The sequence below is a fragment of the Azospirillum sp. ST 5-10 genome, from assembly GCF_051225715.1.
Taxonomy (GTDB): domain Bacteria; phylum Pseudomonadota; class Alphaproteobacteria; order Azospirillales; family Azospirillaceae; genus Azospirillum.
Window position 1 is genome coordinate 1 of record NZ_JBPJSP010000048.1, and the last position, 22,808, is coordinate 22,808.

Consider the following 22,808-nt stretch of genomic DNA (forward strand, 5'->3'; position numbering starts at 1 on the left):
TGAGCTGGGCGTCGGCCGGCAGCCCGGCGAGGAAGCCCTCGCCCACCCCGCTCATCGCCGCCTCGTCGCCGGCGTCCGCGGTGCGCGCCTGGATCGCCTGGATCAGGCCGGCCAGCGCGTCGGCCGGCGTCTGCGCCGCGGCCACCCCCTCCACCCGCAGGCCGACGCCGGTCGGCACGCTGGCCTGCAGCACCGTCTGCCCGGTCGCTGCGTCGCGCACCAGCGGGATGTCCGCCGCCGCGGTGGTGGCGTCCTCCTCCACGCGGCCGGCGGTGACGATCGGCACCTCGACGATCTGCACCGCTGCCCCGCTGGAGGTGACCAGGGTCTGCTGCTGGACGACGACGCCGTCCACCGTCGACGACGAGGTGGTGGAACTGACGACGGTGACCGGGGTGCCGAGCACCGGGGTGGTGACGGTGGTCTGGCCGCCGCCCGACGGCGGCGTCGGGGCGGCCACCGTGGCAAAGGTGAGGCCGGTGGTCGCGGTGAGGCCGGCGTAGGTGTTGCCGGCGGCATCCTGCAACGCCGTGGACGACACCTGCACGACGTAGGCCGTGCCCTGGTCGAGGTCGGCGGCGGGGTCGACGGTCACCCGCGTGCCGTCCACCGTGACGGTGCCGCCCTGGTCGCCCGCCCCGGTCTCCAGGTTGAAGGTCTCCACCGGGGTTTCCGGCGCGTCGGCCCGGAACACTCCCAGGATCATGAAGGAGGTTCCGGGGACCACCGTCTCGGAGAAGGTGAGCACGATGTCGGCATCGGCGGCGACGCCCGACGACCCGCTCGCCGGAACGCTGGCGGACAGCAGGGGGGCCGTGGTGTCGATGGTCACCGTCAGGGCCGACGACGCCGCGGAGGTGTTGCCGGCGCCGTCGACGGCCCGCGCGGTCAGGGTGTGGGCGCCGTCGGCCAGGCTGGCGGCGGTGATCGTCCACGTCCCGGCGGCGGCCATGGTGGCGGTGCCGACGGCGTCGTCGCCGTCGTAGAGGATGACGGTTCCCGCCTCGTCCACCGTGCCGGTGAGGTCCGGCGTCGCCACGTTGGTCAGGTCGTCGCTGTTCGAAGCGCCGGCATCCGACGTCGGCAGGAGGTCCGGCGTGCCCGGCGCCGCCGCGGTGGTGTCGATGGTGATGGCCAGGGCCGAGGAGGCGGCCGAGGTCATCCCGGAGTCGATGGCGCGGGCGGTCAGGGAGTGCACGCCGTCGGACAGGGAGGCGGCCGTGATCGTCCATGCCCCCGAGGTGGTGTCGGCGCTCGCCGTGCCCCAGGCCGTCCCGCCGTCGTAGAGGACGACGGTGGCGCCGGGGCCGGCCGTGCCCGTCACGGTCGGCGTGGCGTCGGCGGTGAGGGAATCGCCGCTGGCCCCGGTGTCGTCGGTGAATCCCGTCAGGCCGGGCGCCGCGGGAGCGAGGGTGATGGTGGTGTTGCCGCTGTCGCTGTCGTAGGTCGCCGCGAAGACGCCGGAGGAGGCGGTGACGCCGCTCAGCGTCAGCACGCCGGCGGTCAGCTGGATGGTCCCGCTCGCCGTGGAGCCGTCGAGCTGGGACATGTCGATGTCGGTGACGACGATGGTGTCGCCCGCGCGGAGATCGGCGATGGTGTCGCCGCTCAGGTCCGTCCAGGACCCGCGGAACTCGTCGTCGCCGTCGCCGCCGCTGAGCAGGTCGAGGCCGCTGCCGCCCTTCAGAAGGTCGTTCCCGGCGCCGCCGAGCAGCTCGTCGTTGCCGAGGTCGCCGCTGACCGTGTCGGCGTGGGCCGATCCGTGCAGCGTGTCGTTTCCGTTCGCTCCCAGCAGGACCACGCCGCCGGTCAGCGTCGCGGCGGAGGCGTCGATGCCCAGGTTCGCGTTGCTGACGAGACGGACGGTGATGGTGTTGTCGGAGTCGGCGACGCCGGACCCGAGCGTCAGGGTGTCGCCGCTGCCGCCCAGGCCGAAGAACTCGATCACGTCGTTGCCGGCGCCGCCGTCGATGACCTCGCCGGCGGGGGCGTCGGAACCGTTGAACACCTGGATGCTGTCGTTGCCGGCGCCGCCGGAAAGGGTATCGAGCCCGGCTCCGCCCTGCAACGCGTCGTCGCCGTCGCCGCCCGCCAGGGAGTCGTCGCCGGCCCCGCCCGCCAGCGTGTCCCGGCCGCCGTCGCCGGCGAGGATGTCGCTTCCGTCCCCGCCGTCCAGCGAGTCGTCGTCGTCGCCGCCGATGAGCGTGTCGTCGCCGGCGGCCCCGAGGAGGGAGTCGTTGCCGCCGCCGCCGTTGAGCCGGTCGTTGCCCGTGTCGCCGGACATCCGGTCGTTGCCGTCGCCGCCCTCCAGGGAGTCGTTGCCGGCCCCGCCGACCAGGGAATCGTTGCCGGCATGGGCAATGAGCGTGTCGTCCCCGTCGTCGCCGCGCAGGGTGGCCTGGCCGTCGCCGCCGTCGAGCCAGTCGTTGCCCGCCCCGCCGCCGAGGGAGTCCACGCCGGCCCCGCCGTACAGGGTGTCGTCGCCCGCGTCGCCGAACATGACGTCGGTGCCCGACCACCCCGTCAGCACGTTGTTTCCCGTCCCGCCCGTCATCTGCACCTGGGAGGAGGAGACGGCCAGCCCGGAGATGTCGACGTTGACCGCCAGCGTGTTGTCGCCGCCGTTGAAGCCGTCGACGATCTGGACGATCAGGTTGGCGCCGGGGTGGGAGACGTTGGCGCCGAGGACCAGGGTGTCGCCGTCGCCGTCGCCACGGAACCGGATGGTCTTGCTGCCGGTGCTGGAGCCGGTCGCGAGGACCTCGAACGCGCTGAAGTCGGCGCCGGCGGCGAAATAGAAGACGTCGTTGCCGCTCCCGCCGTTCAGGGTGTCGGTCCCGGCCCCGCCGACGAGGGTGTCGTTGCCGTCGCCGCCGGAGATCAGATCGTTGCCGTCGCCGCCGTCCAGCAGATCGTTGCCGCTCCCACCGTAGAGCGTATCGTTGCCGTCGAGGCCGCTGATGTCGTCGTCGCCCGTGCCGGTCAGCGCGTTGTCGCCGGCATCCCCGGTGAGGGTGTCCAGCAGCCCGGCGAAGGCGTCGCGCGCGGCGGGCGTGAACAGGGGCGGCCACGGCGTGCCGTCCGCGAGCGCCAGCGACCAGCCGCCGCCGTGCACGCGCGCGCCGACGGGGGAGGCCGACGCGGCCACCGGCACGCCGAGCGCCCGCTCCAGGCCCGCCAGGAACCGCCGCCCCTGCGCGCCGTGGGCGACCGAGCAGCCGTACAGCACGACCACGCCGCCGTCCGCCAGGGCGGCGCCGACGGCGGCCAGCGCCGCCGCGCGCGTGGCGAGCGCCGCCGCGTCGAGGACCGTTCCGCCGAGGACGACGCCACCCGGCACGCCGTGGCTCAGGAGATGGACCGCGTGCCAGCCCGGCCGCCCCGCCAGCCACCGCGCCATCTGCGCCACCCCGTCGCTCCCGGGATCGAGCGGCACCACGCGCACCTCCGGCCCGAGACCGTCGAGAAGGGCCTGCCACCCCGGAACCGCCCCGTCGACGAACAGGATCTCGCGCCGGATCGCCGGGAGCGGCGCGCCGGCGCCGCTACGGCCGTCCACCGCCTCCCTCCCGGCGGTGGGGGAAGCGGAGAGCGCCGCCGGACGGCCGTGACGCACCGGCGAGGAGGGGTGAAGGCTCATTGACGGGATCCATGTTGGTTGTGGCGCTGGTCGTGGCGCTGGTCGTGACGCGGGCTGTCGCGAAACCGGGGTCCGTGTGGAGCGGCATGACCGGGCGGGCTTCCGAGTCCGGCAGCGCACCGGCCGGGAGCGCCAAACGGCGGCCCTCTCCGCCGCCTACGTCGCGGCTCGGCGTGATGAGGTGGCGTGTCAGCCCATGGCGTCCGCTTGACCGCGCAGCGGCGGTGCTCCGTGCTCCGTACGGGCCGTCCAATTCAGCGCATCGGACGTCAAGCGGCCTTCAAATGCCCGGCGTGTGGACCTGAAATGCGCAAGATCACAAACGCTTCATTTTCCTGTTTGATTTGTCGTGTCTTGTTTCAAGAATAATCCCACGCCGTGGGTCTGGATCAACCAAGATTTTCGTCAGAAACATCTGGGTTTCTGACCGATTTTCACTTTCGGGCGTCATGGGTCTTACGGATTCGTAAGACGGCGTCGGGCGCCGGCGGTTCCTGCTCACGGGTGCGGTCGCGCCTCGGGACGACCGATCTATCGAGCCGCCGGCCGGCGGAGCCGCCGTGGACCTCGGTGCTTTGCGCCAAGCGCGGACGTCCGAAGCCACCGGTTGCCACCAGCGTCCGGATTTTGCGCCGGTTCCGGGCGGGTCGTTACCGCTCCACTTCGTCGCCGGGCGGTGGCGGTCTGTCCGGGACCCTGTCCAGGAAGGAGCGCAAGCCCGCGCCGGTCGCGTTGCCGGCATGGTCCTTCAGGAAGGAGGCCGCGGTTTCAACGGCGCCGACCGTCTCGGCCACCGCGGCAGCGATCCACTGGTTCAGGGATACGCCATCCTCGCGGGCAAGCCGAGCGGCGGCATCCTTCACGGACGCGGGCAGCTTCAGAGGATAGGTTGCCTTGCTCATGTCGCCATTCCTCGGAGGAATTCCGCCGGTCCGAGAACCGGGACGCCGAACCGCGGTGCGGCGGTGGCAAAGTCCCGGACATCGTGGGTCACCAGCACGTCCGCCCGGCCATTGACCGCCGCCTCGTATTCCAGGAACAGGGCCGTGGTCACCAAAGCCCGGCGTCCGTCGGCCAGGAGGCTCAGCACCGCAAACGAAGCGCCCTGGCGGCTGCGCAGGCCCGCGGACAGGACGTTTGTGTCGAGGGCCGCTCTCGTCATGCGAGTGATCGTAGGCGCAATCCTCACGCTGGAGAATGCGAACGACATCCCATAGGATGTCTACTTCAGCCGTCACCGACGGTCGATGGCGGAACGCCGGCCGATGAACACCGCCCGGCTGACCAGCGGGCAAAAGCGGCTGGCGAGTTTGCTGGCGGTGTCCAAGGGGCGGCCGAACCGGCCGGTGAAGGCGACGGTGAAGCGGTCCCAGGCGAAGTCGATGAACAGCAGGCTCGGCGCGTAGACGAACATGAACGGCACCGTCGCCTTGCCCGTCGACAGGCGGAAGGCCGTCATGCCCGTGCGCATCGGCTCCGATCCGGCGATGCCGGCGGCGGCGAAGGCGGCCAGCACCACCGGCGGTGTCACGTCAGCCAGCACGCCGAAGTGGAAGACGAAGAAGTGCGTGGCGAGCAGCGGTACGTCGAGCATCGCCAGCGCCGGGGCAACGTTCAGCGACGGCCGCTTTGCGCCAATTGCGGACGTTCACATTTGTGCTAAAAATGAGACCATGATTCGATCGTTTCAGCTGTGACGCGAGATTGAGAAATGCCTCCCTCTGGAATTGCTGGCGCCTCTTGGTGGGCTTTCGACTTTCATACCCATACGCCGGCATCGTCGGACTATGGCAAGGGGCCAAACCAGAACACGCTGAAGCAGATCACCCCCGAGGAATGGCTGCTCGCCTTTATGCGCAAGCGGATCGACTGCGTAGCGGTGAGCGACCACAATAGCGGAGTGTGGATCGACCGTTTGAAGGCGGCGTTGACCACCATGGCAGCATCCGCCACCCCGCCGAACGGCTACAGGCCGCTCACCCTATTCCCTGGCGTCGAGATCACCGCCAATGGCGGAACCCATGTGCTGGCAATTTTCGATCCCTCTGCCAGCTCATTGGATATTGTTCGTCTACTTACAAGAGTTGACTACTGTGGAAACTTCGGAGATAGTGAGATTGCAGCAAACAAATCAGTCATTGACGTAATCCGGGAGATTCGCGCTGTCGGGGCTCTTCCAATACTCGCCCATGCCGATCAAGATCGGGGCGCGTTCGGGTTAACCGGAAACACCCTAAAACCGCTTTTGGAATGTGGTCTTCTGGCTGCAATTGAATTGACTCGTCATGATGCCGACAAACCCCAGATTTACAAGGACTTGAACCTTGGATTGCCGGAGGTTCTTGGATCGGACTCCCATCATCCAGATGGTGCGAATGGGCCTCAATATCCGGGCTCCCACTTCACGTGGGTAAAGATGGAAAGCCCATGCCTGGAGGGGTTGTGCTTGGCACTCCTGGATGGTGCCCCGCTTTCCATTCGGCGAAGCGATATGGACCCGAGCGAGCAGAACCGACTTCCGGCTCTGATGATCGAGTCCATCGAGGTTGCCAACGCCTTTCGGTGCGGACGTCCGCAGCCGCTCCACGCGCGGTTCAGCCCTTGGCTCAGCACGCTCGTGGGCGGTCGCGGGTCAGGCAAGTCCACCATTCTGGAGATGATGCGGATAGGACTCCGTCGCGAAGACGAGGTACCGTCATCTCTCTTAGATGACTTTATGAATTTCAAACGAGTTGGTAGCCGCGTGGATCGCGGTATGCTGACTAGCAGCACTGCTATAAAGATCAAGTACCGCAAGGACGGCGCCGAATTCTGCGTGCAGTGGAGTCAGGCCGGTGATCTGCCGGCCATCACCCAGGTCCAGGCCGATGGTCTGGAAGCCGACGTGCCCGGCGACGTGCGTTCCCGCTTCCCGGTCCGGCTCTTCAGCCAAAAGCAGGTGTTCACCATGGCGGAAAGCCAGGACGCCTTGCTGCGGGTGATCGACGAGGCCGACAGTGTCAAGCGGGCCGAGTGGCAGGCCCGGTGGGACCAGGAAGAGAAGCACTATCTCTCCCTGATGGCTCGATGCCGGGAACTGGACGCGCAGGCGTCCCAAATTGATAAGGTTCGCGGCGAGTTGGATGACGTCGTCCGGAAGTTGTCGGTGTTCGAGGGTGACCACCACGCCGAAACCCTGAAGAGTTATCAAGCGAAGCAGCGTCAGGTCCGGGTGCTGGACGAATGGCGAAAACGTTGGGCAAGTGCTGAGGAGCACATCCTCGCCGCGCAGAAGGCGATTCTTCCGCCGGACGTGGACCGTGCGGCCTTCCCCAACCCGAGCAGCGAAGCGGAAGCGGGTGCCCTGGAACTTCTGGATGGCGTGCATGCCGAGCTCCAGAAACTGGCCGAGACGTTGAAGGGCATAGCCGAGGCAACCGCCGGCCAGCGCGTCGATTGGGAGGCGCGACGCGACGGGTCGGCGTGGCATGCTGGAGTTAGGCAGTGCGAAGAAGAATACGCGGCCCTTGTCGAGCGGCTCCGTGATGAAGGCGTGGATAACCCGGCACAACACAGTGTCCTGGTTCAACAACGCCAGGAACTGGAGCAGCGCATCCTCGAATTGAAGAAAATCGAGCAAAACCGCCAGTATGTTCTGAATCAAGCCCAGGAAAGCCTGGATCGCCTCAAAGCGTTACGCCAGGAAATCACGCGAAAGAGGCAGGAATTCGTCGACGGCGTTCTTGGCAATAACCTATTTGTGAACATCAAGATTTTGCCGTACCAGCCCGAGCTTTCCGTCGTCGAAGCGGCATTCCGTGCCTTGATCAATCGTGCGAACGATGATGTTTTTGCCCAAGACATCCTGGTGGAGGATGACGGGAAGCCTCAGGACGGCCTCCTGGGAAGGCTGTTGAAGGACATCCCCGGTGACGCCCAAACTGCCGCTGCGGACATCGAGGCGCGCCTGGACGAGATGAAGACCAATCTGATTGCTGCCGCCCGAGGAGAGGCGACACCTGCCGGCATGAAGAAGCCGCTCATCAACCATCTGAAAAGGCTGACACCCGAGCAGTGCGACCGGATACGCACGTGGTATCCGGAGGATGGGCTACAGGTCAGCTACAGCGCGGACGGGACCGGTCGCAATTTCCGCCCCATCGAACAGGCATCGCCCGGCCAGAAGACGGCGGCCATACTGGCCTTCATCCTGGCCTATGGCACGGAGCCCTTGGTGCTCGACCAGCCCGAAGACGACCTGGACAACCGGCTGATCTACGACCTCATTGTCCAGCAGATCCGACAGATCAAGGTCCGGAGGCAGGTCATCGTTGTCACCCACAATCCCAACATCGTGGTCAATGGGGACGCGGAGAAGGTTCTCGAAATGGCGTTCAAGAACGGACAGTGCGTGGTCGCCGAACGTGGATCGCTTCAGTCACAAGCAGTTCGCGATGCTGTTTGCAGAGTGATGGAAGGCGGAACCGAAGCATTCGAAAAACGATACAAGCGGATTGCCTTGGGACGTTTTGGTAATTAACCATTGCGCGACCTAAGATAGACCACTTGAGCTTGCATGCCGAGACGTCTCGTTCCGCCATGCAATTAGTACGCTTGAAAGTCCGCTCCTGGCGCAAAACGCACCTCCCGCCGCGAGCCCACCACAATCCACCCTTTGGCGGCCAGTCGCCAAAGGGTCCGGCAACCCGCGTTGACGACGACTTTCCGGACAGCGCGCACGGTGATAGGGCCGCAGTCGGCAACGCGAGCGCGGCGGCGCCATCCCGGAACCACCTCCTCGCGGCGGTCGCCGGCGTGGCGCGGCCCGGGGGGCGGCGGCGCCGCCAGGCCGGCCCGTCAGCCCGGGTACACGAGGTCGCGGAAGGCCAGCGTCACCGCCGGCACGTAGGTGACGAGCGCCAGGCACAGCAGGATCACGCCGACCAGCGGCACGAGATGGCGGATCATCCGCTCCAGGGGGATCTTGGCCACGGCGCAGGCGGCGAACAGATTGACGCCGAACGGCGGCGTGATCATGCCCATCGCCAGGTTGGTGATCATGATCAGCCCGAAATGGACGGGATCGATGCCGAAATGGATGGCCACCGGCGCCAGGATCGGCGCGATCACCACGATCGACGCCGAGGTCTCGATGAACATGCCGATGAGGAACAGGAAGGCGTTCACCGCCAGCAGGAAGGTGAAGCCGTCGGTGAAGGTCTCGGCGATCCAGGCGCCGATCGTCGCCGGAATGCCGGCCCGCGTGATGACGAAGGAGAACAGCCCCGCCATCGAGATGATGAACATGATGATCGCCGACGCCAGGGTCGAGCGCGTGATCGCGTCGACGAGGTCGCGGACGGAGAGCTCGCGGTAGACGACGGCGCTGACGATCAGGGCGTAGAAGACGGAGACGACGGAGGCTTCGGTCGGCGTGAAGATGCCGCCGTAGATTCCGCCGAGGATGATCACCGGCATCATGAACGCCAGCGAGGCGCGGCGGGCGCTCTGCCAGAAGGGCCGCGGCGGCGCGTCGACGACGACCGTGTGGCCGGTGACGCGGACCCAGAGCGCCACGTAGACGGTCAGGGCGAGGGCGACGAGGAGCCCCGGCCCCAGCCCGGCGGCGAAGAGCTCGCCGACCGGCGTGCTGGCCGACACGCCGTAGAGGATCATCGGGATCGACGGCGGGATGAGGACGCCCAGCTCCGCCGAGGTCGCCTGCAGGGCGGCGGCGAAGCCGACGGGATAGGTCTGGCGGACCATGGCCGGGATCAGGATGGCGCCGATGGCGTAGGTCGTCGCCACGCTGGAGCCGGACACGGCGGCGAAGATCATGCACACCATGACGCAGGAGATCGGCAGGCCGCCCCGCACGCCGCGCAAGAGGCCGTCGACGAAGTCGACGAGGCGTGCCGAGATCCCGCCCGCCGCCATGATGTTGCCGGCGAGGATGAAGAACGGGATCGCCGCCAGCGGAAACTTGTCGAGCGCGATGAAGGCCTGCTGCGGCACCACGATCAGGGGCAGGTTGGTGAAGCCGGCGGTGCCGATGACCCCCGCCAGGCCGATGGCCACCGCCACCGGTACGGCGCCGAGCATCAGCAGGCACATGGCGGCGATCATCACGGGAAGCATGATGGGATCTTTCTAGCCCGCCGCGTCGGCCGGCACGTCGGCGTGGGTCTTGGGGTCGAGGAAGTGGGCGATCAGGGCCAGCATCGACAGGACCGCGCCCACGGGCAGCGCGGCGTAGGCCCAGGACGCCGCCATGTCCAGCCCGGCGATGGTCTGGAAGCGCACGCGCCAGACGAGGACGCTGCCGAACCACAGCAGCACGCCGAGCAGCGCCATCGTCGACAGCATGATGACCGTGTCGAGCAGGCGCTTGTACGGTCCCTGCGCCAGCACGGTGCGCAGGGCGTCCACGGAGATCAGCGTTCCCGTGCGCATCGCCCCGGCCAGCGCCAGATAGGCCATCCAGATGAACACCACCTGGATCAGCGGTTCCGACCAGGCGGCCGGGCGGAACAGGACGAACCGCGCGACCACCTGGTAGAGGCCGACCAGCGAGGCGACCACGAGCCCCAGGCAGCCCGCGGCGACGGCCGCCTGGGTGATGCGGCGCTCCACTGCCAGGAACAGGGAGCGCCAGCGCGCGGCCCGAAGGGTCATGCCGTCTCCCGGATCGCGTTCAGCTCTTCGGCGCCGAACTGGCCGGCGAAGGTCTTGAAGACCGGCTGCAGCCTGTCCTGGAACGACGCCTTGTCGACGTCCTCGACGACGCTCACGCCCTGCCCGCGCAAGGTGTCGAGACCGCTCCTGGCGATCTTCTCGACCTCCTTGCGGTTGCGCACCATGGCGTTCTTGGCGGCCTCGACGAGGATGGCCTTGTCGGCCTCCGCCAGCGACCCGTAAACCGACGGCGAGATCAGCACGACGAGGGGGGTGAAGGCGTGGTCGGTGAGGCTGAGATGCTTCTGGACCTCGCCGAACCGGTTGTTGATGATCGCGCCGACCGGATTTTCCTGGCCGTCGACGACGCCCTGCTGAAGGGCCGTGTAGACCTCCGGGATCGCCATCGGCGTCGGCAGGACGCCCAGCGCCTGCCACACGGCGATGTGCATGTCGTTCTGCTGCGTGCGGATCTTCATCCCCACGACGTCGGCCGCCGTCCGCACCGGCCGGGCGTTGTTGGTCAGCTCGCGGAACCCCATGCCGCCGAAGGCGAGGCCGATCAGCCCGCGCTTCTCGATGTCGGCGAGCTTCCGCCGTCCGACCGGCCCGCCGAGCACCGCGTCGGCATGGTCGAAGTCGCGGAACAGGAAGGGGATGTCGAAGACCTTCAGCTCCGGCACGAAGTTGGCCACCACCGAGGTGCTGGGAACCGCCATGTCCACCGTGCCGAGCTGGACGCTCTCGATGACCTCGCGGTCGCCTCCCAGGGCGCCGCCGCCCTGGAGCCGGATGGCGATCCGGCCGCCCGTGCGCTGTTCGACCTCCTGCGCCAGCTGGCCCATGGCGATCGCCTCGGGAGCGTCCGGGCCGCCGACGAAGGCCAGGTTCAGCCGGATCTCCGGCGCCGCCGCGGCGATCCTCGGCAGGGCGGCCATGGCGACCCCGGTCGCCGCCAGAAAAGTACGTCGCTTCATCTGATGTCCTCCCGTTGACGTGCGGTCTTGAACAAACGACGCCACCTATTCGACCTTCCAGTGCCCCGTCACGAAGTCCGACAGACGGTCGATGGCGATCTCGACGCCGAGACCGGGGCCGTCGGGAACCGCCATCATCCCGTCCTTGTCCGGCCCCTCGTCGTAGAGGGCGGAGCGCAGGGGATTGACCCCCGTGTCGTATTCGAAGAGGGGAAACGGGATGTCCCCGTACCGCGCCGTCAGCACCGCGGCGAACTGCAGGGCGGCGAGGAAGTTGACGCCGGTTCCCCAGACGTGCGGCGCCACCGCCGTCTCGAACGCGTCCGCCAGGCCGGCGACCCGCATGGCCTCGCTCAACCCGCCGCAGATCGCCAGATCGGGCTGGACGACGTCGAGCGCGCCGGTCGCCAGGGCGTCGCGGAACGACTTGACGCCGCAGAACGATTCGCCGCCGGCCAGGGCCACGGGCAGGAGAGTGGACAGGCGCTGGTAGGCGGGCAGGTTGTCGTGGGCCACCGGCTCCTCGATCCACGCCAGCCGAGCGTCCTCGACGGCGTGGGCCAGCGTCACCGCCTGCCGCACGCTGGCCCCTTCGTTGAAGTCGACCATCAGCAGGGCGTCGGGCCCGAGGATCGACCGGGCGGCCCGGATGACCTCGGCGTCGCGACGCTGGCCGACGCCGACCCGCAGCTTGACGCCGGCGAATCCGGCGGCGGCGTACCCCTCGACTGCCTGCTCGAGGCCGCGGTAGCGGTCGCCGCGGGCCCACAGGAGGGGCCCGCTCGCGTAGGCCATGACGCGGTCGCGCAGGCGGCCGCCGAGCAGGGCGGCGATCGGCTGGCCGGCGACCCGGCCGCAGCAGTCCCACAGGGCGATGTCGATCCCGCTGAGCGCGACGTGGCCGAGGCCGCGGCGCTCCGGCACCAGCATCTCGCGCAGGCGGGCGTGCACCGCGCGCGGCGCCGCCGCGTCGGCGCCGAGGACGGCCGGCGCCAGGACCGTGCGGATGAACGTTCCCGCCGCCGCCGGAAAGGCCCAGCATTCCCCCCAGCCGCTGACGCCGGAGCGGGTGGTCAGCCGCACCAGCAGCGCCTGGCGGCGGTCGAAGACGCGAAGGGCGTTGCCGACCGGCTCGGGGAGCCGGCACTCGACGTCGAAACCCTCAATGCTGACGATTTCGGTCTCCTGGCCCACGCCGGCACTCCTCGTTCCACTTGCCTGATGCCTCTTAAGATATTTAAATTCCTCTGTCCAATTGAAGTTCTTTGGCCTTTTTGATCAGGAAATTCAATGAGTCGGATCACCATCGCGCAGCTCGAAGCGTTCTTCTGGACGGCCAGGCTGCGCTCCGTCGAGCGGGCGGCCCAGCACCTCCACCTCGCCCAGCCCACGGTGTCGCTCCGTCTGAAGGCGCTCGAGGAAGCGGTGCACGTGCCGCTGTTCGAGCGCGCCGGACGCGGCCTGCGGCTGTCGCTGGACGGCCAGGCCCTGCTGCCGCAGGCCGGCAGCGTCCTCGACAGCGTCGGCCAGATGAGCCGGCGCTCGGACCAGGAGAAGATCAGCGGCTACATCCGCATCGGCTTCGCCGAGGGCTTCGCGCTGATCTGCCTGCCCAAGGTCCTGGAGCGCCTGCAGGAGCGCCACCCCGACCTGCAGCTGGAGTGCGCGTTCGCCACCAGCGCCGCCATCGAACCGGACGTGCGGGAGCACAGGCTCGACCTGGCGTTCCTCGTCAACCCGATCGGACCGGAGGGGTTCACCATGCTCCCGCTCGGCACCCAGGAGACGAGCTGGCTGGCCGGCAACCGATGGCAGCTGCCCGAGACGGTCCGGCCGGGCGACCTCGCCCACGTCCCCGTCCTCAGCAACCAGCCCTCCTCCATCGGCTACCGCCAGGTCCAGGCCTGGTTCGCCAGCGCCGGCATCGTCCCCGCCCGGCTGGACATCTGTTCCAGCGTCACCATGCTCGCCCATCTGGTGGCGGCCGGGACGGGCGTCGCCATCCTGCCGACGAAGCTGGCCGACACCGACGCCCTGAAGGGGCGGGTGACGATCCTGAAGTCCCTGCCCGCGCTGGAAAGCGTGCCGATCTTCGCGATCTACCACACCAGCGGCCAGTCGCCCGCCATCAAGGCGGTGATCGCCGTCGTCCGCGAGGTGCTGGCGGGCATGGACTATCTGAGCGTCGACCGCTGACGGGCGGCGGGCGGTCAGCGCGTGGGGAGCGGAACCGGCGGTGCCGCCGCGCCCCCCTCCTCCACCAGCACCGAGATGGTCTCCGCCGTCTCCCGCAGCAGCGGCAGATAGCCCACCAGGTCGGCGAGGCGGCAGCGCGTCGTCGGCGCGTGGATCGAGACGGCGGCGACCGGCGGTTCGGGCCCGTTGCGCACGGCCACGGCGACGGCGACCATCGCCGGCACGAACTCCTCGTCGTCGGTGCCGTACCCCTGGGCGCGGATGCGTGCCAACTCTTCGTCCAGGGCGGCCGGATCGGTGACCGTGCGCGGCGTCAGCGCCGGCAGGGGCAGCGCCGCCAGCAGGCGCTTGCGTTCGCGCGGCGGCTGGAGCGCCAGGATCAGCTTGCCGGTGGCGGTGCAGTGCACCGGCACCTCCTGCCCGACCTGGAAGCTGAGGCGCAGCGGCCAGGCCGCCTCGACGCGCTCCAGGTAGCGCATGGCGAGCCCGTCCAGCACGACCAGGTTGCAGGTCTCCCCCACCGCGTGGGACAGGCGCTCCAGCGCCGCCCGGCAGGGGGCGCCGGCGAGGTGGCGGTGCAGCACCCGGCGCGCCAGGGCGACCAGCGCCGCTCCCGCCGTGAAGCCGCGCCCGTCGAGGTCGCGGGTCACCAGCCCGCGCTCCTCCAGCAGCCGCAGCAGCCGGTGCGCGGTCGGCTTGGGCAGGCCGGTGTCGCGGGCGAGATCGGCGAGCGACGGCGGCCGGGCGGCGGTGGCGACGGCGTCGAGCAGCGTCAGCAGCCGCTCGGCGGCTCCGCCGCCGTCACGAGGCTCGGCGGCTCCGCCGCCGTCACGGGATTCGGCGGACGTGTCCATCGCCTCACCCGCCGCCCATGAAGCCGACCAGCCACAGGGACAGGCCCGGCCACAGCGCCACCACCACCCACACCAGCATCAGCGCCACGAAGTAGGGCGTCACGTAGCGCACCAGCGACAGGTAGGGCAGCCCGGTCACGCTGCTGGCGACGTAGAGGTTGAGGCCGTAGGGCGGCGTCACGAAGCCGATGGCCGCCCCCACCAGGAAGATCACCGCGAAGTGCACGGGGTCGATGCCGATCTGCTGGGCGATGGGGGCGAGGATCGGGGCGAGGATGACCGTCACCGGCAGGCTCTCCAGCACCGTCCCGGCCAGCAGGATGATGGCCATGCAGGTGGCGAGGATGGCGGCGTGGCCGCCCATCCCCAGCACGAAGTCGCGGATCGCCGCCTCCGCCCCCATCAGCGACAGGATCTGCTGCATGACGATGGAGATGGCGATCAGCGGCGCCAGCAGGCCGGTGATCTGCCCCGAGGTGGTCAGCACCGCCGGCACCTGGGCCGGGCGGATCTCGCGGGTGACGAACAGGCCCGACAGCAGGCAGAAGCCGACCGTGATCGCCGCCGCCTCGGTGGGCGAGAAGATGCCGGTGTAGATGCCGAACAGGACGATGAAGATCGCCAGGAACCCGAGATAGGCGCGCCCCGTCGTGACGATCAGGCGGCGCAGCTCGAACGGCCGCACCAGACCCCAGCCGCGCCGCCACGCCATCCACAGGCAGGCCGCCTGCATCGCCACGACCATCAGCACGCCGGGCAGCAGGCCGGCGATGAACAGCTCGCCGATCGGCAGGTTCATGATGAAGCCGTAGACGATGAAGATCACCGACGGCGGGATGATGATGCCGACGACCCCGCCCGAGGCGATGGTGGCGGCGGCGAAGGCGCGGTCGTAGCGCTCCTGCACCAGCTCCGGGTACATGATGCGGCCGATCGTGGCGGTGGTCGCCGCGTTGGAGCCGGAGATGGCGGCGAACAGGCCGCACGCCCCGAGCGTCGACACGCCGAGCCCGCCGCGCAGCCAGCTCAGCATGGACTGGGCGAACTCGGTCAGGCGCCGGGCGATGCCGGCGGCGGCGATCATGTCGCCGGTCAGGATGAACAGCGGCAGCGCCAGCAGGCCGAAGAAGTTCAGCCCCTCGAACAGGGTCGTGGGGATGTTGGTCAGGGTGAAGCCGATGAGGTGGCTGGCCATGACGACCCACAGGCCGATCACCAGGAACACCGGCACCCCGATGGCGAACAGCGCCGTCGAGACGATGACGGAGCTGGTCAGCAGAACGGCATCCATCCGTGCGGCCCCCTCAGTTGGTGGCGATGGCGGCGTTGAAGGTGAAGGGCTGGCCCGCCCAGAAGCGGCGGGCGTCCTGGACCATGTTCTGCACGCAGCGCAGGATCAGCAGCGACCAGCCCACCGGGATCGCCAGGTAGAACCACCACTGCATCATCTCGTCGGTGCCGGGCACGATGGCGTAGTTCATGCGCAGCAGGTCGATCAGGCCGAAGGAATGCCGGATCACCATCGCCGCGAAGCCGATCCACAGGAGGTGGTCGAGGTTGACGCAGAGATACTGCGCCCAGTAGGGCATGCGCGCCCGCAGCTCGGTGAAGGCGAGATGGCTGCGCAGCCGCACGTTCCACGAGGCGCCGAGCCAGGTGATCCAGATGAAGAGATAGACCGGGATCGTCGTGCTCCACGGCGCCTGCTCGTTGAAGGCGAAGCGGCGGATCACCTCGACGAAGATGATCGACGCCATCGCCCCGTAGGCGACGACGATCAGAACCCGTTCCAGATTGGCGTCGAGCCAGCGCCCGGCGCGCAGCACGCCCGTCATGCCCGTTCCTCCCGCTGTGGCGGACGATGTGGCGGAAAATGCGGGTGCGGCGGGTCTCCCCGCCGCACCCGAGAAGGGTGGCCTCCCTTACGAGAGCCACCACCGCCGCGGGGGAACGTTGACCGCCGAGGTGTCCTCAGGGATCTCGCGGGCAATGGCGTGGATCTCCTTGTAGACGTCGACGCCGCCGGCCCATTCGCCGAGCCGGTCGCGCCACGACGCCCAGGGCTCCGGATTGTGCTCGGGCGAGGCGATGCTCTCCGCCTTCTTCATCTCGTCCGCCGGCAGGGTCGCCACCCGGACGTTGTGCTTGGCAAACAGGGTGCCCGGCCGCGGCGGGTCGTAGGCGCCGACGATGTCGTGGAGCGCCGCCTCGTGGCTGCCCTGGACGTGGACCTGGGCGGTGTAGGCGGATTCCATGATGGCGGTCTGCAGCGCCGGCTCCAGCTTCTCGAAGACGGCGGCGTTCATCGCCGTGTGCTCGGTGCCGCAGAAGAAGCGCAGGTCGACCGCCTGCGCCACGACCGGCGTCATGTTGGCGTAGGCGACCGCCCCCATCCACGTCTCCGCCCCGTCGATCAGCCCCTGGCGCAGCCCGTCCAGGGTCTCCTCCCAGGCGATCGGCACGGGGTTGAGCTTCAGCAGGTTCATGGCGATGCGGCCGAGCTGGGTGCCGGTGACCCGGTTCTTGGTGCCGGCCAGCTCGTCGAGGCGCGACACGGTCGGCTTGTCCTTCCATTTCTGGCCGAGCATGAGACCGCGCAGCTCGCAATGGGTGAACAGGAACTGGATGTTGTGGCGCTTGCGCAGGGGCTCGCGCAGCAGCCGCTCGCTCGCCGGATGATAGAAGAAATGGTACTGCGACGCCCGGCTCGGGAACATGAACGCGAAGTCCAGGACGTTGTAGTAGGGCGCGTTGCCCGCCGAGTTCTGGGTCGAGGCCGAGAAGATCTGGACGATGTCCTGCTGCGCCTTCTGCACGCAGTCGAGCTGGTTGCAGATCTGGTTGTTGCCAAGGAACTCGACGCGGATCTCGCCGCCGGTGCGATCCTCGAGATCGCGGGCGAAGAAGATCTGGCCGGACTTCTGGATGTTGAGGTTCTGCTCGTTGAAGCCGGAGGCGCCGAACTTGAAGGTGTGCTTGGCCGGCTTGGACAGGCGCTTGGTCGCCGTCGCCTCGGCCGCCTGCGCCAGGCGCGCCAGGCCGACCGGACCCGCCAGCCCGCCGAGGGCGATCAGGGTCGACGTCCACCCGAACCGGGCCGCCACGCGGCCGAGATCGCGCCGCGAGAACTGGTGCTGCTGGTCCATCTCTCTCCTCCCGTTGGGGCCCGGCTCGTTCCGGGCCATTGGCCGATCCCGCCGGCGCGTTCTCATTTTTATGGAACGTTTCGTTTCATATTTGCACATGGTCGGGAGCTGTGCAAGGATGAACGCAAAGAAAATTTCGCCGTGCTGCGATGCGGCGAAACAAACCATCATGCGGACGGACGCATCCGAACGGCTGGGTCCGCCGCGCGAGGGAGGAGAGGGCATGAGGGTGGACGGGACCTCCGCGGACGCGGCGTGGGACTACATCGTCGTCGGCGCCGGCTCGGCCGGCTGCGTTCTGGCGAACCGGCTGTCGGCGGATCCGGACGTGCGGGTGCTGCTGGTGGAGGCGGGGCCGAAGGACCGCTATCCCTGGATCCACATCCCCGTCGGCTACTTCAAGACGATGCACAACCCGCGCACCGACTGGTGCCTGAAGACGGAGCCGGACCCCGGCCTCAACGGCCGCAGCCTCGCCTGGCCGCGCGGCCGCGTGCTCGGCGGCTCCAGCTCGATCAACGGCCTGCTCTACATCCGCGGGCAGGCGCAGGACTACGACCAATGGCGCCAGCTCGGCTGCACCGGCTGGAGCTACGAGGACGTGCTGCCCTTCTTCCGCGCCGCCGAGGACCAGGAGCGCGGCGCCGACGCCTACCACGGCGCCGGCGGGCCGCTGGCGGTTTCCGACATGCGGGTGCGGCGCGACGTCTGCGACGCCTACGTCGCCGCCGCCGAGGAGATCGGCATCCCGCGCAACGACGACTTCAACGGCGCCACCCAGGAGGGGGCCGGCTACTTCCAGCTCACCGCCCGCAACGGGCGGCGCTGCAGCGCCGCCGTCGCCTATCTGCGGCCGGTCCGCCACCGCGCCAACCTGACGGTGATGACCGGCGTCGAGGTGCGGCGCATCACCGTCGCCGGCCGCCGCGCCACCGGCATCGAGGCCCGGGTGGACGGGGCCGAGCGGCGCTTCGCCGCGCGGCGCGAGGTGGTGCTGGCGGCGGGCGCCATCCACTCGCCCCACCTGCTGGAGCTGTCGGGCATCGGGCGCGGCGGCGAGCTGCGGCGCCTCGGCATCCCGGTGGTGCAGGAGCTGCCCGGCGTCGGCGAGAACCTGCAGGACCACCTGCAGGCCCGCGCCATGTACCGCAGCACCCGCCCGACCCTCAACGACGAGGTCAACGACCCCTGGCGCAAGCTGCTGATCGGGCTGGAGTACGTGCTGTTCCGCCGAGGTCCCATGACGATGGGGGCGAGCCAGCTCTGCATCTTCGCCCGCACCGACCCGGCCCTGGACACCCCGGACGTGCAGTTCCACATCCAGCCCCTGTCCTGCGACAAGCCGGGCGAAGGGCTGCACCGCTTCTCCGGTTTCACCGCCTCGGTCTGCCAGCTGCGCCCGGAGAGCCGCGGCCGCCTGCTGCCGCGAACCCCGGATCCGCGCGACCCGCCGGCGATCCATCCCAACTACCTCGCCACCCCCACCGACGCGCGGGTGCTGGTGGCCGGCATGCGGCTGGCGCGCCGGCTGGCCGCGACGCGGGCGCTGCAACCCTTCATCCTCGCCGAGATCGATCCCGGCCCGGCGGTGCGCAGCGACGCCGAGCTGCTGGAGCACGCCCGCAACACGGCGACGACCATCTACCACCCCGCCGGCACCTGCAAGATGGGCATCGATCCCATGGCGGTGGTGGATCCGCGCCTGCGGGTGCGCGGCATCGCCGGGCTGCGGGTGGCCGACGCCTCCATCATGCCGGCGCTGGTGTCCGGCAACACCAACGCCCCCACCATCATGATCGGCGAGAAGGCCGCCGCCATGATCCTGGAGGATGCCCGCGGCGCGCCCGCCGCGGTTGAGCCGGCCGCGGTGGCGTGACCTCCGCAGTCTCGTTGCGTTTTACGATACGAAGAGTATCATCCAACAATAAGTTGGTGGGGCGAACCATTTCTGGAGGACGCCATGGCGGACGAGCGGCGGGTCCCGGCCGAGGACGATGCGGAGGCGGCCGGCGGCGACGTCGAGCGCCGGCCGGCCACCGACCGCATGCTGGCGGTGCTGGAGATGGTGGCCGGGGCGGGCCGCGCCGTGGCGGTGCGCGACGTCGCCGACGCGCTCGACCTGCCCAAGCCGACCGCGCACCGGCTGGTGAACGCGCTGCTGGAGCGCAGCCTGCTGGCCCGCGCCGTCGACCGCCGCGCCGTCACCGTCGGGCCGAAGCTGACGGACCTGGCGCTCGACATCCTGCGCGCCACGATGGCCCAGGCGCCGGCCCGCACCGTGCTGCGCGCGCTGGCCCATGAGCTGGGCGAGACCTGCAACATCGGCGTGCTGGAGGGCGGCGAGGTGGTCTATCTCGACCGCGTCGAGGCCGAGGGATCGCCCCTGCGCCTCAACTTCGGCGTCGGCTCCCGGGTGCCGCTGCACTGCACCGCCATGGGCAAGCTGTTCCTCGCCACCATGCCGCCGGCGGTGCGCCGCCGCATCGTCGAGGGCGTGCGGCTGGAGGCCCACACCGCCCACACCCTGAGCGATCCGGCCGCCCTGCGCGCCGAGCTGGCCCGCGTCGCCGGCCGCGGCTGGTCGGTGGACGACGAGGAGTACATCGTCGGCGTCTTCTGCCTCGCCGTCCCCGTCGCCGACGCCGCCGGCCGCACCGTCGCCGCGCTGGCCGCCCAGGCGCCCAAGGCGCGCCTGTCGCTGGACCGCCTCGACGAGGTCCTGCCGCGCCTGCGCCGCGCCGCGGCGGAGCTGGGCGCGGTGCTGGGCGGCGAGGACGCGGAGGCGGAGCGGATCGAGTGCACCGCCGGCGCCGTCAGCCAGCGTCGGGCATGGTCGTGAACGGCTGGACCGGCAGGAGGTGACACCGTCGAGCGGAATGGCTGTCACACCCCCTGCCCCCTTCGGCCGCCCACCGCAGCCGCCTGCCGTGCGCCGGGGACTACCGGGCTTCCGGCGCGAACGTGCCGATCCGGTATCGGGTCAGCAGGTCGTCGGCCTCGCCCGAGTGGGGACGTCCGCGGGTCTTGGTGTCGTAGGCGTCGGTCGCCTCGCGCCCGCACCACACCTCGATGATCTGCGGCCGCGACGGATGATCCGGCAGATAGGCCGTCAGGTCGTAGACGCCGCCGCGGATGGCCATCCAGCAGTCGTCCGGGCGCGCGTGTCGGGCCAGCTCGGTCGCGGAAATGACGCGGTCGGCCGCGCCGCCCGCGGGCTGCCCGGCCTGCGGCGCCCATACGGCGCCGGCCCAGAAGGCCGCCACCGCAGCCCAGAACGCGGCGGTGGCCGCGACATACAGTGTGCGCATCATCGCAGCTCGAAGCTCTCGTAGTGGATGTGATCCGCGGCGACCCCACGATGGCGCAGCAGCCGCTTCAGCGCGGTCACCAGGCCGGGCGGGCCGCACAGGTAGCACTCGCGGCCGGCGAGCTGCGGCGCGTCGGGGAGCAGCCGCTCGAGATCCGGCAGCCCGTCGCCGGTCGCGACGTCACGCAACGTCAGCAGGGGCGACGCGGCGGCGGCGGCGCGCAGTTCCGGCAGAAAGGCGGCGTCGCCGTCGGTCCGGTGCAGATAGAGCAGCGTCGTCGGCGCGCCGGGGGCGCCGGCGCGCAGCCGGCCCAGGAACGGCGTCACGCCGATTCCACCGGCCACCCAGAATTGCGGTGCGGCGGACCGGCCGGCGAGGAAGCTTCCGAAGGCGCCCTGCACCCGCGCGGCCACGCCCGGCCGGACCCTCTGCATCCGCGATGTGCAGTCGCCCAGAGCCTTCACCGCGATGCGGAGCGCGTGGTCCGGCTCGACGCCGCTGACGCTGAAGGGATGGAATTCGCCGCATCCCCGGTAGCCCGGCCCGCCGACGAGGGCCACCAGCACGAACTGTCCCGGCGCCGCCGCGAGCGGCGCGCCCAGCGGCCGCAGCGCGATTTCCACCGTGCCTTCGGCCACCGGCCGCACCGAAGCGACGACATAGGGCCTGGCCGCCAGCCCGAGGTCGCCGCGCACGGCCCGCCAGCCGAGGAGCAGCGCGGCGACCGCCAGGATGGGGATCACCGGTTGGTCGATGCCCAGCAGCACGAGGTGGTAGAGGCCCACCAGCACGGCGCCGCCGAGCCCGGCATGGAGCCAGCGCCAGGCTCCGTACGGCAGGCGGTGCACGAAGGTGATCGCCAGCCCGAGCATGAGCAGCACGAGCGCGAGCCAGCCCGACCAGATCGGCCAGCTCCATCCCGCGGGCACCAGGGTGCGCCAGGCGGCCGAGGGGGAGTCGGCGAGGCCGTTCGCCGCCAGCAGCAACGGGTGCGCGAGCAGCAGAAGGTAGGCCGCCATGCCCGTGGCGTGATGCCAGCGGTACATCCGCTCCAGGCCGCCGAGCCAGCGGGCGAGGCGGGCTTCCCGGACCATCAGCAGCAGGCTGACCAGCAGCAGGCCGGTGCCGACCCAGCCCGCGAGAATGGCCGCCGCGCGCAGGGGCGGGAGTCCTCCCGGAAAGGCCCAGGCCGCGAAGCCCGCCGGCACGGCGAGCGTCAGCAGGGGGATCGACAGCCGGCACAGCGGGCACATGGCCTCTCCCCTCCCCCTTCAATCGGCGCGCGGCTCGATGTGGTCGCAGAAGTCCCTGCCGCCCTCGCGCAGGACGAGGCCGCGCCGCCGGGCGCGCTCGGCCATCAGCCCGTGATGCTGCGTGCGATACGCCTCGCACGCATCGCGGTCGGTGAAGCCGCGCACGCGCGCCTGGTGTTCGACGCGCTCTTGCGGGGTCATCAACTCCCAGCCGCGCGTGTTCGACGGGCCGGCCCGCCACGGACCGGCGGCGTGGCCGGGGACCGCGCAGCATGGGAGGAGCAGAACGGCCAGAAGGCCGATGGAAAGCGCTCGCATCGGAACCTCGCCCATGGCCGGCGCACCGGGACGATCGCCACCCCGGCGCGCGGGCGATGAACCGCGATCCGCATCCGGGCGGCGGCCGTCGAGGTCGTCGATGGCGGCGGGCAGGCCGGCCGGATCGCAGCCGAGCCGGTTGGTCGGGAACGGTGACCGACCCGTCCACACGGTTCCAATGTTAGCCCGTTCGCGCCGTGATGTCCTGCGCCGAACTGCCGCAACGGCGGTGCTTTCCTCGTGCCGGAGAAGGGCCTGCCGGCCGCCGTCCCGGCGGCTTCCGTGCCCTGCCGTCGGGACGGTGTCGCCGTGCCGCGCTGCACCCGGCCGCTTGCCCGGGCCATCGTCCGGGTCTATAACACCTGCCCGATCGAGGGGGTGGCCGGCGCGAAGGGCGTCGGAGCACCTCGTTCAAGATGGGGTCCGGGATGGGGGGAATGTCCGAATTCGTCGACGAGCCGG

Annotated in this window: 19 protein-coding genes; 4 read left to right on the forward strand and 15 right to left on the reverse strand. The window is 69.8% G+C overall.

Annotated features, from left to right (window positions below; all coding sequences use genetic code 11):
• The 4 genes from ACSBPG_RS30345 to ACSBPG_RS30360 form a co-directional block, all read right to left on the reverse strand.
• On the reverse strand, nt 1-3,559 hold a 3,559-nt coding region (locus ACSBPG_RS30345), incomplete at its 3' end, for a DUF4347 domain-containing protein (RefSeq protein WP_435540997.1).
• Nucleotides 3,560-4,290: 731 nt separating this feature from the next.
• Entirely contained in the window at nt 4,291-4,542 is a 252-nt protein-coding gene (locus ACSBPG_RS30350; protein ID WP_435540998.1) for a pilus assembly protein HicB, read from the reverse strand.
• Nucleotides 4,539-4,802, reverse strand: coding sequence for a PIN domain-containing protein (locus tag ACSBPG_RS30355; protein WP_435540999.1), 264 nt, complete (start codon nt 4,800-4,802; stop codon nt 4,539-4,541). Before ACSBPG_RS30355 ends, ACSBPG_RS30350 begins: the two co-directional genes overlap by 4 nt.
• Nucleotides 4,803-4,874: 72 nt before the next feature.
• Nucleotides 4,875-5,279 carry a TRAP transporter large permease subunit gene (locus ACSBPG_RS30360; RefSeq protein WP_435541019.1) on the reverse strand — a complete coding sequence of 135 codons (405 nt, stop codon included), beginning with the start codon at nt 5,277-5,279 and terminating at the stop codon, nt 4,875-4,877.
• 72 nt (nt 5,280-5,351) lie between these two features.
• Between ACSBPG_RS30360 and ACSBPG_RS30365 the strand changes: the two genes are divergently transcribed.
• The gene (locus ACSBPG_RS30365) at nt 5,352-8,159 is read left to right on the forward strand and encodes a TrlF family AAA-like ATPase (protein ID WP_435541000.1); all 2,808 of its coding nucleotides are present in this window, start codon (nt 5,352-5,354) and stop codon (nt 8,157-8,159) included.
• A gap of 317 nt (nt 8,160-8,476) precedes the next feature.
• Here ACSBPG_RS30365 and ACSBPG_RS30370 read toward each other — a convergent pair whose 3' ends face one another.
• Genes ACSBPG_RS30370 through ACSBPG_RS30385 form a run of 4 tightly spaced genes read right to left on the reverse strand, consistent with a single transcriptional unit; the run spans nt 8,477 to nt 12,465 of the window.
• Nucleotides 8,477-9,757 carry a TRAP transporter large permease gene (locus ACSBPG_RS30370; RefSeq protein WP_435541001.1) on the reverse strand — a complete coding sequence of 427 codons (1,281 nt, stop codon included), beginning with the start codon at nt 9,755-9,757 and terminating at the stop codon, nt 8,477-8,479.
• 12 nt (nt 9,758-9,769) lie between these two features.
• Complete coding sequence (locus ACSBPG_RS30375) at nt 9,770-10,294, reverse strand: TRAP transporter small permease (RefSeq protein ID WP_435541002.1); 525 nt, start codon at nt 10,292-10,294, stop codon at nt 9,770-9,772.
• The gene (locus ACSBPG_RS30380) at nt 10,291-11,271 is read right to left on the reverse strand and encodes a DctP family TRAP transporter solute-binding subunit (protein WP_435541003.1); all 981 of its coding nucleotides are present in this window, start codon (nt 11,269-11,271) and stop codon (nt 10,291-10,293) included. Before ACSBPG_RS30380 ends, ACSBPG_RS30375 begins: the two co-directional genes overlap by 4 nt.
• A gap of 45 nt (nt 11,272-11,316) precedes the next feature.
• Complete coding sequence (locus ACSBPG_RS30385; protein WP_435541004.1) at nt 11,317-12,465, reverse strand: mandelate racemase/muconate lactonizing enzyme family protein; 1,149 nt, start codon at nt 12,463-12,465, stop codon at nt 11,317-11,319.
• A 96-nt stretch (nt 12,466-12,561) separates the two neighbouring features.
• Here ACSBPG_RS30385 and ACSBPG_RS30390 point away from each other — a divergent pair, with 96 nt between their 5' ends.
• A complete protein-coding gene (locus ACSBPG_RS30390; RefSeq protein ID WP_435541005.1) occupies nt 12,562-13,467 on the forward strand; it encodes a LysR family transcriptional regulator in 906 nt (301 codons plus the stop codon).
• 14 nt (nt 13,468-13,481) lie between these two features.
• Here ACSBPG_RS30390 and ACSBPG_RS30395 read toward each other — a convergent pair whose 3' ends face one another.
• From ACSBPG_RS30395 to ACSBPG_RS30410, 4 genes are all read right to left on the reverse strand, one after another.
• Nucleotides 13,482-14,321: an IclR family transcriptional regulator gene (locus ACSBPG_RS30395; protein WP_435541006.1), complete on the reverse strand. Its 840-nt coding sequence runs from the start codon at nt 14,319-14,321 to the stop codon at nt 13,482-13,484.
• Between the two features lie 4 nt (nt 14,322-14,325).
• Nucleotides 14,326-15,612: a TRAP transporter large permease gene (locus ACSBPG_RS30400; RefSeq protein ID WP_435541007.1), complete on the reverse strand. Its 1,287-nt coding sequence runs from the start codon at nt 15,610-15,612 to the stop codon at nt 14,326-14,328.
• Between the two features lie 13 nt (nt 15,613-15,625).
• Complete coding sequence (locus ACSBPG_RS30405) at nt 15,626-16,156, reverse strand: TRAP transporter small permease (RefSeq protein WP_435541008.1); 531 nt, start codon at nt 16,154-16,156, stop codon at nt 15,626-15,628.
• A gap of 87 nt (nt 16,157-16,243) precedes the next feature.
• The gene (locus tag ACSBPG_RS30410) at nt 16,244-17,467 is read right to left on the reverse strand and encodes a TRAP transporter substrate-binding protein (RefSeq protein WP_435541009.1); all 1,224 of its coding nucleotides are present in this window, start codon (nt 17,465-17,467) and stop codon (nt 16,244-16,246) included.
• A gap of 229 nt (nt 17,468-17,696) precedes the next feature.
• Here ACSBPG_RS30410 and ACSBPG_RS30415 point away from each other — a divergent pair, with 229 nt between their 5' ends.
• Together ACSBPG_RS30415 and ACSBPG_RS30420 are read left to right on the forward strand one after the other, a co-directional pair.
• Nucleotides 17,697-19,343, forward strand: coding sequence for a GMC family oxidoreductase (locus ACSBPG_RS30415; protein ID WP_435541010.1), 1,647 nt, complete (start codon nt 17,697-17,699; stop codon nt 19,341-19,343).
• A gap of 84 nt (nt 19,344-19,427) precedes the next feature.
• On the forward strand, nt 19,428-20,306 hold the full coding sequence (locus tag ACSBPG_RS30420; protein ID WP_435541011.1) for an IclR family transcriptional regulator: 879 nt from the start codon (nt 19,428-19,430) through the stop codon (nt 20,304-20,306).
• Between the two features lie 100 nt (nt 20,307-20,406).
• On the opposite strand, the gene ACSBPG_RS30425 is transcribed toward ACSBPG_RS30420, so the two are convergent.
• Genes ACSBPG_RS30425 through ACSBPG_RS30435 form a run of 3 tightly spaced genes read right to left on the reverse strand, consistent with a single transcriptional unit; the run spans nt 20,407 to nt 22,517 of the window.
• Entirely contained in the window at nt 20,407-20,778 is a 372-nt protein-coding gene (locus tag ACSBPG_RS30425) for a cytochrome b5 domain-containing protein (RefSeq protein WP_435541012.1), read from the reverse strand.
• The gene (locus ACSBPG_RS30430; protein WP_435541013.1) at nt 20,775-22,028 is read right to left on the reverse strand and encodes a ferric reductase-like transmembrane domain-containing protein; all 1,254 of its coding nucleotides are present in this window, start codon (nt 22,026-22,028) and stop codon (nt 20,775-20,777) included. Before ACSBPG_RS30430 ends, ACSBPG_RS30425 begins: the two co-directional genes overlap by 4 nt.
• A gap of 18 nt (nt 22,029-22,046) precedes the next feature.
• A complete protein-coding gene (locus ACSBPG_RS30435) occupies nt 22,047-22,517 on the reverse strand; it encodes a hypothetical protein (protein ID WP_435541014.1) in 471 nt (156 codons plus the stop codon).
• Between the last annotated feature and the right edge of the window lie 291 nt (nt 22,518-22,808).